This is a genomic window from Alcanivorax sp. (assembly GCF_019431375.1).
GTDB lineage: Bacteria > Pseudomonadota > Gammaproteobacteria > Pseudomonadales > Alcanivoracaceae > Alcanivorax > Alcanivorax jadensis_A.
Window position 1 is genome coordinate 135,191 of the sequence record NZ_CP080267.1, and the last position, 12,768, is coordinate 147,958.

Annotated in this window: 7 protein-coding genes and 1 pseudogene; 1 reads left to right on the forward strand and 7 read right to left on the reverse strand. The window is 56.4% G+C overall.

Annotation, left to right across the window (positions count from 1 at the left end):
- The first annotated feature begins 147 nt into the window (after positions 1 to 147).
- A complete protein-coding gene (locus KZ772_RS00640; protein WP_290537995.1) occupies positions 148 to 801 on the forward strand; it encodes a glutathione S-transferase in 654 nt (217 codons plus the stop codon).
- Between the two features lie 109 nt (positions 802 to 910).
- Here the strand turns inward: KZ772_RS00640 and KZ772_RS00645 are convergent, their stop codons facing one another.
- The 7 genes and pseudogenes from KZ772_RS00645 to fadB all read right to left on the reverse strand — a co-directional run bounded on the left by KZ772_RS00645 (position 911) and on the right by fadB (position 12,434).
- A complete protein-coding gene (locus tag KZ772_RS00645; protein ID WP_290537996.1) occupies positions 911 to 1,594 on the reverse strand; it encodes a type 1 glutamine amidotransferase in 684 nt (227 codons plus the stop codon).
- On the reverse strand, positions 1,573 to 2,478 hold the full coding sequence (locus tag KZ772_RS00650) for an amidoligase family protein (protein WP_290537997.1): 906 nt from the start codon (positions 2,476 to 2,478) through the stop codon (positions 1,573 to 1,575). Before KZ772_RS00650 ends, KZ772_RS00645 begins: the two co-directional genes overlap by 22 nt.
- A gap of 206 nt (positions 2,479 to 2,684) precedes the next feature.
- Positions 2,685 to 2,902, reverse strand: a pseudogene (gene fadA, locus KZ772_RS00655) (acetyl-CoA C-acyltransferase); the annotation flags it as partial.
- A gap of 44 nt (positions 2,903 to 2,946) precedes the next feature.
- Entirely contained in the window at positions 2,947 to 3,621 is a 675-nt protein-coding gene (locus tag KZ772_RS00660) for a hypothetical protein (RefSeq protein WP_290537998.1), read from the reverse strand.
- Positions 3,622 to 3,932: 311 nt separating this feature from the next.
- Positions 3,933 to 8,558, reverse strand: coding sequence for a peptidoglycan recognition family protein (locus KZ772_RS00665; RefSeq protein WP_290537999.1), 4,626 nt, complete (start codon positions 8,556 to 8,558; stop codon positions 3,933 to 3,935).
- 528 nt (positions 8,559 to 9,086) lie between these two features.
- The gene (gene fadA / locus KZ772_RS00670; RefSeq protein ID WP_290538000.1) at positions 9,087 to 10,262 is read right to left on the reverse strand and encodes an acetyl-CoA C-acyltransferase FadA; all 1,176 of its coding nucleotides are present in this window, start codon (positions 10,260 to 10,262) and stop codon (positions 9,087 to 9,089) included.
- A 24-nt stretch (positions 10,263 to 10,286) separates the two neighbouring features.
- Positions 10,287 to 12,434, reverse strand: coding sequence for a fatty acid oxidation complex subunit alpha FadB (gene fadB / locus KZ772_RS00675; RefSeq protein ID WP_290538001.1), 2,148 nt, complete (start codon positions 12,432 to 12,434; stop codon positions 10,287 to 10,289).
- Between the last annotated feature and the right edge of the window lie 334 nt (positions 12,435 to 12,768).

Sequence of the window (12,768 nt, forward strand, 5' to 3'; positions counted from 1 at the left end):
GCTCCCGGGACGGGGTGCCGGTTCAATAGTATCCTTTCCCTATGCGCACCTTCTAGGCTGCGTCCATCGACAACCCTTTTGGTGGTGAGCAGAACTATCGGTTCTCCGCCGTGGAAATACACCCCTGGTTCAGTTTGAAGTATCGCTATGTCAGCCTCATTTGATTGTCTGTATTCCTTTCGTCGCTGTCCCTATGCCATGCGGGCCCGCCTGGGAATTTTGTTTGCGGGTTTGCAGGTTGAGCTTCGGGAAGTGACCCTGAAAAACAAGCCTGCGCAAATGCTGGCGATTAGCCCTAAAGGCACCGTGCCTGTGTTGCAGCTTGTCGATGGTACTGTCATTGAAGAAAGCCGGGACATCATCGTGTGGGCGCTGGAGCAGCAGGATCCACAAGGCCTGCTAGACGCAACGATTTTGCCTCAGGCGAATGCGCTGATTGAGCAAAACGATAATGAGTTCAAGTATTGGCTGGACCGCTATAAATACGCCGACCGCCATGTTGATATGACTCAGACGGAGTATCGGCAACGAGGAGAGGGCTTTCTTCAGGTCCTGGAGGCGTTGCTGAACAGAAATGCTTACCTGCTTGGGGAGGCACCGAGCATCGCGGATATTGGCATTATGCCGTTCGTCCGCCAATTCGCCCATGTTGATCGCGATGTGTTTAGCCAGCTGCCTTACCCGAATCTGCAGCGGTGGTTACAGCACTGGTTGGAGTACCCTCTCTTTCTCCAAACCATGGTCAAGCTGCCTGTATGGCAGGGGGGCGATGATGTGGTGGTGTTTCCTGCTCGCTCCTGAGCGATGTCTGTCTTGGGGAGCGGCCAATGCGGTCAGGCCTTGCCCCGTGCATCAATCCGCTACGAGCGAGAGTGCAAGCCCGGCCCGTTGTTCCCCCGGTATTTTATTATCAAGGCTGGGGTAATCGATCCCGTGCATTGTCCACCAGCCAGTGGAAGATCCGGAATTGTGACCGCAGGTAGATCATGTATTCAGGGTGCCACTGGACGCCGAGGACGGGGATATTGTCGGTGGGCTCAATGGCCTGAATGATCTTGTCCAGATCCCAGCCGGTGCGGCGTAGGGGGTCGGCCGGGCGCTTTACGGCCTGATGGTGCAGGCTGTTGACGCGGAGCTTGGTTTTGCCGGTGATGTGGGCGAGTCTGGAATCGGGTTCGAGCCAGACCTGTTTGGTCGGCAGCAGGCCGGGGCGATTGTAGGTCAGACGGCGAATATGGCGGATGTCATTGTGCAGGGTGCCGCCGAGGACGGTGTTGATCAGTTGCGCCCCACGGCATATGCCAATCATGGGGATATCGTGTTTAAGCGCGTGCCGAATCCATTCGATTTCCAGTGTGTCTCGTTCTGGATCGAGCTTGACCCTGGCATCGACTTCACCGCCGTAATGCTCCGGGCTGATATCGTTACCGCCACCGATCACCAGTGCATCCGGTGGCGCGCCCTGCCACGGATGATGAACGGAAATGCGCTGGGGAACCGCACCGCACAGGCGTAATGCCAGCGCCGTACACCACCAGGCCGGCGCCCAGCGACGGTGGTTGCCGGTAACGCCTATGTGTGGTCGTCCAGCCATCGGGATATCCTTTTCACCCAAGCGCCACGATCCACACCAATCAGCGGCCTGTCCGCCGCCAGGAATGCCTCGCCCAGTTCCTGGAGTGAGGCGTCGTCGTTGGCGAGTTGTTCAACCCGACACCAGTGTATCCAGGAGGATGCGAGGCTCCATTGCGGGTCGTCAATCTGGCAGTTGGGGAGTCGGTAATGAAAGGTCGGCCGTGATTTGATCCTCGCGTCATCGACGGTGGCACGAACACGGTCGGCATCGATTTCGGAAAACAGGGGAAGCATGTCCAGCGCGCGGTTGCGGCTGGGGTTATGCTCAAGATAATCGTCGATCAGGGTATTGATATCCGGCGCCTTTCGCGTCAGCAAGACCTTGATATATGACTCCTCGAACAAGTCGATGTAAGGGCTGATTCGTCGTGCCAGATTGACATCGTTGGCCTCGACCTGCCACCACTGGAGCAACATGAACGCGCGCAAGTAACGGTGAATGGTGGGCGCATCCAGTGCCGGAATTTCCGTATTGATGTGCACGCCATAGGCCGCAATCAATGATTCTTCGGTTCCGTTTGCGCCGGCCTTGCGCAGGGCCTTCACCAAGTCATCAAGAATATGCAGTGATGTGACGGGCAGTGGCGGGCACACCACTTCGACCGGTACCAGCAGTCCAGCCGCCTTCGACAGCGGATGCAGCAGCTCCTCCGCGGCGTTGCCCGCCTTGGCCGCCATGGTCTTGAGCAAATCCCAGTCGAGCTCGATATTGAAATCACCGTGATCGGTTTGCACACACACTTCCGCGGCGGTTTCGTCTGTCACCTTTCCGTTGAGCGTATCGCACACCACGCGGGCGGTATCGCGGAATGCAATACCAGAGAACTCTAGCTCGAACCCCACAGTGCGTACGTTTCCTGCGGTATTCCTGAGAGCATTCAATGATTCCAGCGGAGAGCTGTAAGAATCCATTAATGAGCGACCTCGCTGTTGGTCGAAGGAGCATTCCCTCGAGTCGGAGCCACTGACTCCATGCGGTTTGACCACATTACGCGGCATGACGAGTGAACAGCAACCACGAACACCGAACATCAGAACAGCCATAACGTTGCAATACGCGCACCGGAGTAGCCCAGTGGGTGACCCAGAGCGATGGCACCGCCGTTTAGGTTCGCTTTCTGGTCAGCCAAGTCCAGCAGCTTCAGGTCTTTCATGACGGGCAGGGACTGGGCGGCGAACGCTTCGTTCAGCACCTCGTAGTCGATGGTCAGACCATCGCGGTCCAGCGCCTTCTGGTTGGCCGGAGCACAACAGGATACCCGGAAATTAGTTCGATCTGGCCTCCTGTTTCTGTGTTGTGGGCGGTCGCGCTCAGCCTTGTTGCATTGCGGTTACCAAGCTCGTAATGGCTATTGATAAACCACAAACAGCAAAATAAATCCTTTGCCAGAGCAGATAAGAGGAGGTTTCGGAAAACCGGTAATAGACGGCGTAATCGTCCATGGTGGCTAAATAGTCTGGCGGGTTAAGGGATTTCTTGACTGTTCTGAAATTAAGGCCTTGCCTAGATAACCACCGGCTGAAGTCTTCAGGACTTAATGTAGGGGCTTTCTCAATAGCGGAAATAATGAGGTCTTGACCATTTTGACTGAACTTGCCTTTGTCTAGTGTCAGTGGTTTCTGGCCCTTAAATTCGAATGTAAGGTGCTGATCGTCAATATGAAAAGAAAAATCTTCGGCAGGACCTTCCTGGTGCTCAACCCCTTCTTTGAAGTTACCGCGAATGTTCAGGTTTTCGTTGTCCGGCTTGGTATAAATAATAATGTGCTGTGGTGAACGAAACAGTACGATCAGAAAGCAAATAACGTAGTAAAATGCTATAAAAAACATCCTGTTATCATCTGTAAATGGGGCCCGAAGAAGTGCCCATCCAGTAAAAAATGAAGCCAGGGTAATGATGGAAAGCGTGGCGATGTGTTGGCGGATGTCGTTACTGCTGCCGTAAACGGTTAAGTGTCTGTCTTCGTAGTGATAGCTAATGGGCATCTGAAATTATGTTTTTTGTGTTTTCATGGAAGGGCGGTTGACTACCAAGCAGGACACTAACAAAGAAAAACCCCGGCGGGTAGCCGGGGTTTTTTGTTTCCAATCCCGCCCTTGTGAGGCAGGGCCGGAAATGGGCATCCGGGCCTGAGCACCGGAGCGCGTCCGGCGCCAGGCGTGTATTACACCCGATCAATCACAGTCGCGATACCCTGACCCAGGGCGATATCGCCGCTGTTCAGGTTCTCTGTCTGTTCTTGCTTCTCCGATGAGTAAAAGGCCAAGAAGGCGCCGCTGGCGCCTTCGAGGTGATGTTACTCACTCCCTGACAGATCGGATGCGGGCTGGCTCAGGTCGTTGTTGTAGTTCGCTGAGGTGCTGATTGTCTGGGCTTCTGCCCAAGCGTCCTCATGGCTCATGCCGCTACCGCCGTTTGCCTTCAGGCGAAGCCAGAGGTACAGGGTGGTGAAGTGGCCGTCCACATGATTGCCGTCACCGCCGATGTGGCCATGGGCATAAATGCCGGGTTCATCGGTGGTAGTGCCGTTTTTGTATTCTTTCAGATAATAGAAGAAATAGTGGCTGTCGCGAATGCCTGCCCAGTCATCGGGGATGGCCAGGCCATGGGTGTTGTAATTGTTGAATAGCCAGTGGAGCAGGGTATAGGCCGCCTTGCACTGGGCCGGGGTTGGCAGGTTGTAGTTGGCGTTACCGTCGGCCCAGATAACATCCAGCCCGTCGTCACCCTCTGCCTGGTGGCGTTTGACCATATCAATGCCTATGGAATGCGCATTGAGCGGTCCTGCATGAACTGCTCGCTGGACCAGGTCCATATGCTGGTAAACCGTGCCATCCGGAAGAATGGCCAGGTGGGTGGAAAGGCCTCTGTTATTGTTGAAGTTGCGTTGGCGATCCTCGGACCAGTCATCGGTCAGGGTTTCATGGACGATGGCCTGTGTAACGTCAGCATGATCTCTGCAGGTGACTGAACTGTGGGTGAATTTCTCGACACCTGAGGCTGTCCAGTTTTTCATCGTGAGGCCGGGGATTTCTATTTCCCTGGCACCGACGATCAGGGTGCCTTCATTGTCCGGCTCATATTTCGCACAGTAATCTGCCGGGACCGCATCACTGGCCACAGGGTGCAGGTTGCCGTCCCCGTCCACCTGGTACAGTTGCGCATAGAGTTTTTTCCCTTTCAGGGACCCGGTATAGCCGTCGGCTTCCGCTTCCTCGCGAACAGAGGCTTCGAGGGTTTCCCAGGGGGTTTCCTGCTTGATGCTGAAATCGCGCCCTTTGGCGTGTTTCTCCAGCAGCTCCATGCCTTTATCGGATACGCCACGATCACTCTTCTGGTTGATCTCCCTGGCGGCATCTTCCATGGCTTTTTCGCCGGCTTCCTGGGACAGCACGCGGGCTTTCATGGCCCGCTCAATGGCTGCCCGCTTTTTGTCGAAGTTCTTGCCGGCGTTTTTGTCGGCTTCCAGCTCCGCCAGATGCGACGTCAGTGCATAGCCGCCGAATTTGCTGGCCAGTTGGCCGGCTGCATTCAGTGCAGAGAGAGCATTTTTCTGGGTGCCGGCCAGCCCGGATTTATCGTCGAAGGCGCTGCTGCTACCCAGTACATTGAGCATATCTGAGAAGCCTTGGGGAGTGGGGGCTGCCGGGGCGTTTTGCAAATTGATGATGGAATCGGGCATGTTGCTGGGTGTGGTGCCCTGCGGTTCTGACCGGCGTGAATCCATCCAGCCGCTGGGGAAGTCGGCCAGAGCCGGATCCTCGTCGTTGAGTACCCAGTCCGTTGAGCCTTCGTGTTCTTCACAGGCATTGCAATCGTCCATAATGGCCTGCGCATAGAGGCCTCCCGTGGGAAGGCTGACCCGCATAGGCATGCTTGGCCCCACCTTGTTGGTGTAACGATCCATGGCCTGTGTGAGTGACTCATAGCCATTGATGCCCAGGAAGGCGCCGGAAGAGACTCGGAAGACCAGCGAGTTGCCGGCAATCGCAATGGGATCGCGTTCAACCACCGAGGCGATGGAGCGACGATCACTGTCTGACAGGGCAAAGCCGTCCAGCATCATGAACAGCTCATCCCGGTCCATCCTCCACCAGATCAATTTGTGATAGTGATGCAGGTTCTCGTTGATGTGATCGACAATGCGATTGAGCGCCATTTTGGCTTCGTCCCGCATGTTTGCCTTTTCCCAGGGGCTGGAAGGAAAGTCGAGAACGGCTTTCTCTGGGTTGACCACGGTGACCAGGCCATCAGGTGTTACCATGGGCGCGCTGATAAGGTCCCGTTGGTAGCGGGGGCTGCGAACCTTGCGCCCATAGTGAATGGTTCTGAAGTCGATTGTCCCGTGGGTGACATTGGCAAATGAGCCCACCGGAAGCCCGGTTACGGCTTTTACGGACAGCTGCTCGATATCCTTTCTTGTCAGGCCTTCCTGTTGGGCGGGGGCGTCTCCGGATTTGTCGATCTCCCGGACGGGCACTTGAAAATCCACCCTGACCACGTCGTTGAAATCGTAGTCGCCGGCAAGGGTAAAGTCGGCGCCCTCAAGTTCCGTGCCGTTCTTGTCTGTCAGTTTCAGGGTGTCGACCCAGCGCCGAGCCATGGCCGGGGCAATGGACTTCTGGAAATATGCATCCCGCTGAGAGGGAGTAAATTCCCTGAACATGGATACCACCTTGCCTACGGAAAATGGCAGCAGGGGAGCCCACTGATCCCATAGCCGGTAGGTGATCCTTTCCCCGGTCACGCCTTCATCGCGCATGTCCTCATCAAGCTCATCAGCACCATATTCGTCCTTGGGTCTTTCAATGCCGAGTTTGATATAGAGGGAGCCAGACAGATACTCCAGCGGTTGCTCTCTGCGTTCACCTTCTGGCAATGGGGAGTTTTCCCAGTTATCCAGAAGGTCATCAAGATACTTCAGAGCCCAGCGCAGCTCTGGAATGGCGAGTGATTTCTCCAGAGTGTTTTTCCAGCGTGCCAGCCTGGGGAGGGTGAACGGCCTGACAGAGAAAGGAACGAACAGGCATTCTCGTACCCCGGCAAGCACGGTATCCACACGGATATGCCGCAGGATCTCATGGTAGATAACAGTGAGGGAGTGGCAGTAGTTGGGATTTCTTACAACTTCAGAGACCCCTTCTACTTGCTCTGACTGGTCAACCTCATTGACGACGGTGCTTTCAAATTGTCGAAGGGAGTCGCCATATTGTCGTATGGCATCACGCAGATGTTGCTCTTCGGTGGCAGAAATCGATCTTTCTCCTTCCTGCCAGGCATTGGAAGACGCGCTGCCATGGGCGGCACCGCCACCGATGACAAAGCCTTTCATGGCAAAGCCCAGCCCACCGGCGGCACTGGTGGTCTTGGATGAGCTGCCGCCCTGGCTCCACTCGTTCAGGTTGGAGCGCACCGCATTGCTGTAGTCTCTTTCCCTGTCCGTTGCCTGAGAGACTTCTTCGGCGAAGGTGGTTCTTTCAGTGCGGGCGCTTGTTTCACGCCTCTGCCAGTCCAGTTTGACGATACGGCGCGTTTGTCGCGGCGCAAGTGTTAACGTATGAGCCACGTTACCTAGTGAGTAGCCGTTCGAGCGCCACTGAACCCGCCACTCGAATATATGCCCCCCGGCAACCGAGAGAGATTGGTACTGTGACGGGTTGCCATCCCAGTCAATGGGGTTGCCTGGTCCAACCGGTTCTCGGCGATTCCTCCAGGGAATCCTGGGAAGCGGCAGATAGTCGATGGCTGAAATCGGGGGAAGCTTTTTCCTGATAGCATCGTTGATGAAGCGGGCGCCATTGGCGAGGCTATTAAACACTGTAAGATTCTGGCCGCTAATGGAATTCGCCGATGTGCTTCGAATCCGGGTTTCTTCATTCTCGCTGCTGTCATGGCTGTCAATCGTATCCAGATCCAGCATGGCAGTGCTTTTCTGCATCAGAATATTGTAGTCGGGCTGCACCGAACTGGTGGATTCAATTTCGGGCTGCTCAACCCGGAAAATGGTGTGAAATCGCCTTTCACCCAGGATCCTTGCCGGGTTACTGAATGGCCGGCAGTAGGAGCCTGGGTCGTCACCGAACCGCTCCGGGTTGTTGATCAGGTTCTGCTCTTCCACGTCCAGGGGGGTGTCCCTGGGGGAGCAGTCTTTGCACTCTTCATCTGTTGGTTCGGTATCGGCGTCCTCAAACGGCAGAAAAATGCGCAGGTCGTCCCGTTGTTGTTCATAGGGTGGGTCAATGCGCAAGCCGATGATCAGCTTGGGGCCCTTCAGTACCCAGGCCCAGCACATGATGTCGTCGTTAATGGGGCGTTGAACAGAAAAACCGCCGTCGAACTTCAGCTCTGCGCCACTCAGATCCAGCGCGCCAAGGCTATCCAGCGTTTCCGCATCTTTGGGGACAATCGCAGCGCCATTGGTCAAGGGGCTGCCTTCAGGCTTACCAAGAAGTTTGAGTAACGCTGCCTTCTTGTTGTCATCGTTGATGACATCGACACTCAGGGTCCATTTCCGGAAATCGATGGTTTCATCCGCCAGGCTGTCAAAATAACCGGAACGGTGCAGATAAGGCTGCTGGGGAGTAGGACTTTTCTTGCTGATCTTCTTGAGGAGAGCCGCATCCACTTCGACGATAACCGGCATGCGGTCGTGGGCATTGGCAAGCCCTATATCTTCAATTCGATGAAGTTCCTGACCTTGCAGGTTCTCGATAATAGCTTCCGCGTTTTTCGTATGATCCACAGGGTCAAGGGTGGCCTTGCCATGGCCGGAATCATCCAGGTGAATGACTGATGAGGCGAATGCTGGTGTTTCTCCTTCCTCTGCTGGTAGTGGATAGATAACCCGTACCTGCAGGGCGCTGGCACCTCGTACGCTCTCGTCATCGGCGGGTTTTATCCGCAGGGTGGCTGCTACTGACATGGTGCACTCCTTTGCGCTGTTTTCCTTCTTTTAAGTCAAATTGTCAGGGCCAAGGGTTGGGGGATTGTCGGCTTGAGAGGCCGGGCCTTTCCGCCACCACACTTCTTCGGTTTGGCGGTGGCGTCATGCACATGCATGAGTCCCTTCCCTCAGGGCATAGGAGACACCTTTACCAGAGTCGTGCAGGGCCTTTCAAGGAAGAGGGGGGAGGGTGGAAATTAACACGCTCACGAACGGATTTAATGAGCCAAAAGATTACAACTGTTGTGAGATATAACTTACAAGAAGATTAGGATATGGATGATGCAGACATTCTGCTCGAGTAAATGGATCAATTTTTCAAGAGCGTTGCTGGGCGAGTAGTTTCTGTGATGGATAGATGCTCTCTCATTTTAGTAGACAAAGAAAAACCCCGGAGGGTAGCCGGGGTTTTTTGTTTCCAATCCCGCCCTTGTGAGGCAGGGCCGGAAATTGGTTCCGGGCCTGAGCGTCGGAACAAATCCGGCGTCAGGCTCCGGTTGTCAGGCGTTATACACGCTCGATCACAGTCGCGATGCCCTGACCCAGGCCGATACACATGGTGGCCAGGCCGAGTTTGCCGCCTTTCCATTCCAGCACATTCAGCAGGGTGCCGGTGATACGCGCACCGGAGCAGCCCAGCGGGTGACCCAGGGCGATGGCGCCGCCGTTCAGGTTCACTTTCTGGTCGGCCACGTCCAGCAGCTTCAGGTCTTTCATGACGGGCAGGGACTGGGCGGCGAACGCTTCGTTCAGCTCCACGTAGTCGATGTCGTCGATGGTCAGGCCGGCACGTGCCAGGGCCTTCTGGGTGGCCGGTACGGGACCGTAACCCATGATGGCGGCGTCGCAGCCGGCAACGGCCATGGAGACGATCTTGGCGCGGGGCTTGAGGCCCATTTCTTCGGCCTTGGCAGCGCTCATGACCAGCATGGCGGAGGCACCGTCTGACAGGGCAGAGGAAGTACCGGCAGTAACGGTACCGTTGGCCGGATCGAATACCGGACGCAGTTTCTGCATGTCTTCGATGCTGGCACCGGGACGGATCACTTCGTCGATCTCGCACAGAACCTTGTTGCCTTCCTGGTCGTGACCTTCGATGGGAACGATCTCGTTCTTCCAGCGACCTTCCTGGGTGGCTTCCCAGGCCAGGCGGTGGGAGCGGACACCGAACTCGTCCTGCTGTTCACGGCTGATGCCGTGCATCTTGCCCAGCATTTCGGCAGTCAGGCCCATCATGTTGGAGGCCTTGGCGGTGACCTTGGAGATCTCCGGGTTGATGTCCACACCGTGATCCATGGCCACGTGACCCATGTGCTCCACACCACCGATGACGAACACGTCACCGTTGCCGGTCTGGATAGCCTGGGCCGCAGAGTGCAACGCCTGCATGGAAGAGCCACACAGACGGTTCACGGTCTGGGCTGCGCTGGTGCGCGGCAGACCCGCCAGCATGGCGATGTTACGGGCGATGTTCATGCCCTGTTCTTTGGTCTGGTTCACACAGCCCCAGATCACGTCTTCGGTCTGCTGGATGTCCCAGTTGGGGTTACGCTCCATGAGCGCTTCCACCAGCAGGGAAGACAGTTTTTCGGCACGCACGTGACGGAACTGGCCATTACGGCTCTTGCCCATGGGAGTACGGACCGCATCGACGATTACTACGTCATTAGGATTCAAGCTCATTTCTAAATCTCCTGTGTCCGTGGCTTAGGCGAAGAAAGACTCGCCCTTGGCGGCCATGTCTTTGAGCATCTGCGGTGCTTCGTAGATGCCACCCAGGTGCGCGTACTTGTCACACAGCGCGACGAATTCTTTCACGCCGAGGCTGTCGATGTAGCGCAGCGGGCCACCACGGAAGGGAGGGAAGCCGATGCCGTAGATCATGGCCATGTCGGCCTCGGCAGCGGAACCTACGATGTTGTCTTCCAGGCAGCGAACGGTTTCGGTGCACATGGGAATCATCATGCGGGCGATGATTTCTTCCGCATCGAATTCCTTGGTGTCGGCGACGTGGGGCTTGATCAGTTCGTAGGTCTTTTCGTCGACCACTTTCTGAGTCTTGCCTTTCTTGTCCTGCTCGTACTTGTAGAAACCAACGCCGTTCTTCTGGCCATAACGCTCGTTTTCGAACATCACGGTGGAGACGTCCTTGAAATCGTACTGCATACGCTCGGGGAAGCCGTCTGCCATTACCTGGGCAGCGTGAACACCGGTATCGATGCCGACCACGTCCATCAGGTAGGCCGGGCCCATGGGCCAGCCGAACTTCTGCATCACTTTATCCACGGCCTGGAAATCGGCACCGTCGCGCATCAGCATGCCGAAGCCGCCGAAGTAGGGGAACAGTACGCGGTTAACCAGGAAGCCGGGGCAGTCGTTAACGACGATGGGGGTCTTGCCCATTTTCTGGGCGTAGGCCACCAGGGTGCCAACGGTTTCGTCGGAGGTCTTCTCACCACGGATCACTTCCACCAGCGGCATCATGTGTACCGGGTTGAAGAAGTGCATGCCGGCGAAGTTTTCCGGCTTCTTCAGGGCTTCGGCCAGCTTGGTGATGGAGATGGTGGAGGTGTTGGACGCCAGGATGGTGCCGTCTTCCACTTTCTCTTCGGTTTCGGCCAGAACGGACTGCTTGATCTTCTGGTTCTCGACCACCGCTTCCACGATCACGCCAACGTTGCCGAAGTCGCCGTAGTTCAGGGTGGGGCGGATGTTGGACAGCACTTTGCCCATGCCGGCCGCATCCAGTTTGCCTTTGCTGACGCGCTTGGCGAGCAGCTTGGAGGCTTCGTTCATGCCCAGGTCCAGCGCCTTGTCGGCGATGTCCTTCATGATGATGGGGGTGCCTTTCAGGGCAGACTGGAAGGCGATACCGCCACCCATGATGCCGGCGCCCAGTACGGCGGCCTGGTCAAAGCCTTTGGAGGCCTTGGCGGTTTTGCCGTTGACCTTCTTCACTTGCTGGTCTGCCAGGAACAGGCCGACCATGGCGGTGGCTTGCGGGGTCTTGGCGACTTTGGCGAAGCCTTTGGCTTCCACTTCCAGGGCCTGGTCGCGGTTCATGCCGGCGTGGGCCTGCATGGCTTTGACGGCCGCCACGGGAGCGGGGTAGTTCTTGCCAGCCTGACCCTGGACCATGGCCATGCAGGTCTGGAAGGCCATCATGTTTTCCATGGGCGGCAGCTTCAGGGGCTCGAGCTTTTCCTGACGCTTGGCGCGGAAGTCGATCTTGCCGGCCAGGCACTGCTTGACCAGGTCGATGGCGGCGTCGTTGACCTTGTCGTGGGCAACCACGGCATCGGCAACGCCCACTTTCAGGGCCTTGTCAGCCTTGTGCTGGCCGCCGGCGGCGATCCACTCAACGGCGTTGTCCACGCCGATCACACGGGGCAGACGCACGGTGCCGCCGAAGCCCGGGAACAGGCCCAGCTTCACTTCCGGCAGTCCCACCTGGGCTTTTTCGCTCAGTACGCGGAAGTCTGCGGCCAGGCACATTTCCAGGCCGCCACCCAGGGCGATGCCGTTAACGGCAACCACTTTGGGGATGTCCAGATCTTCAAAGGCGTTGAAGACCTGGTTGGATTTCAGACACCAGCCGGCAATTTCGTCTTCCGGCAGTTTGAACATGTCAGTGAATTCGGTGATATCGGCGCCAACGATGAAAACCGACTTGCCGGAGGTCACGACCAGGCCCTTGATGTCGCTGTTGCCTTTAATGGCATCGACGGCCTTGCCGAGGTCTTCCACGGTTTCCTTATTGAACTTGTTAACGGACTCGCCCTGAAGGTCAAACTTCAGTTCGGCGATGCCGTCGTCAAGCAGTTGTACGCTTACGGCGTTGCCTTGATAGATCATAGCTTCTGCTCTCCAGTCCCAAAGTACGCGGCTAACTAGGCCGCTTTGGTATTGCCCGGCCCCCGAAAATGGGGGGAGGCGCGTCCTTCATATAAGCATTCATGTGAGTGTTTGCTTACATAAACAACGAAACTTGTAGGCCCGCAAGTATAGGGAAGGTGAATGACTTTTTTAGCCCCAATTTGTGACTAATTGGTCGTCGGCCCTCCGGGGCTGCTGCGGTTGGTGAAAAAAGCATCACTTGCTCCTTGTGATAGTGCTGTTCCGGGTGCGGCGTGGCAGACTTGCCGGTCTGTTTTCTGTAGGAGCGGCGCTTGAGCCGCGAACCATTCTG

Excerpts from the sequence above, each read along its gene's own strand:
- KZ772_RS00640 (WP_290537995.1), top strand. The coding sequence starts at position 148 with ATGTCAGCCTCATTTGATTGTCTGTATTCCTTTCGTCGCTGTCCCTAT.
- KZ772_RS00645 (WP_290537996.1), bottom strand. The coding sequence starts at position 1,594 with ATGGCTGGACGACCACACATAGGCGTTACCGGCAACCACCGTCGCTGG.
- KZ772_RS00660 (WP_290537998.1), bottom strand. The coding sequence starts at position 3,621 with ATGCCCATTAGCTATCACTACGAAGACAGACACTTAACCGTTTACGGC.
- KZ772_RS00665 (WP_290537999.1), bottom strand. The coding sequence starts at position 8,558 with ATGTCAGTAGCAGCCACCCTGCGGATAAAACCCGCCGATGACGAGAGC.
- fadA (WP_290538000.1), bottom strand. The coding sequence starts at position 10,262 with ATGAGCTTGAATCCTAATGACGTAGTAATCGTCGATGCGGTCCGTACT.
- fadB (WP_290538001.1), bottom strand. The coding sequence starts at position 12,434 with ATGATCTATCAAGGCAACGCCGTAAGCGTACAACTGCTTGACGACGGC.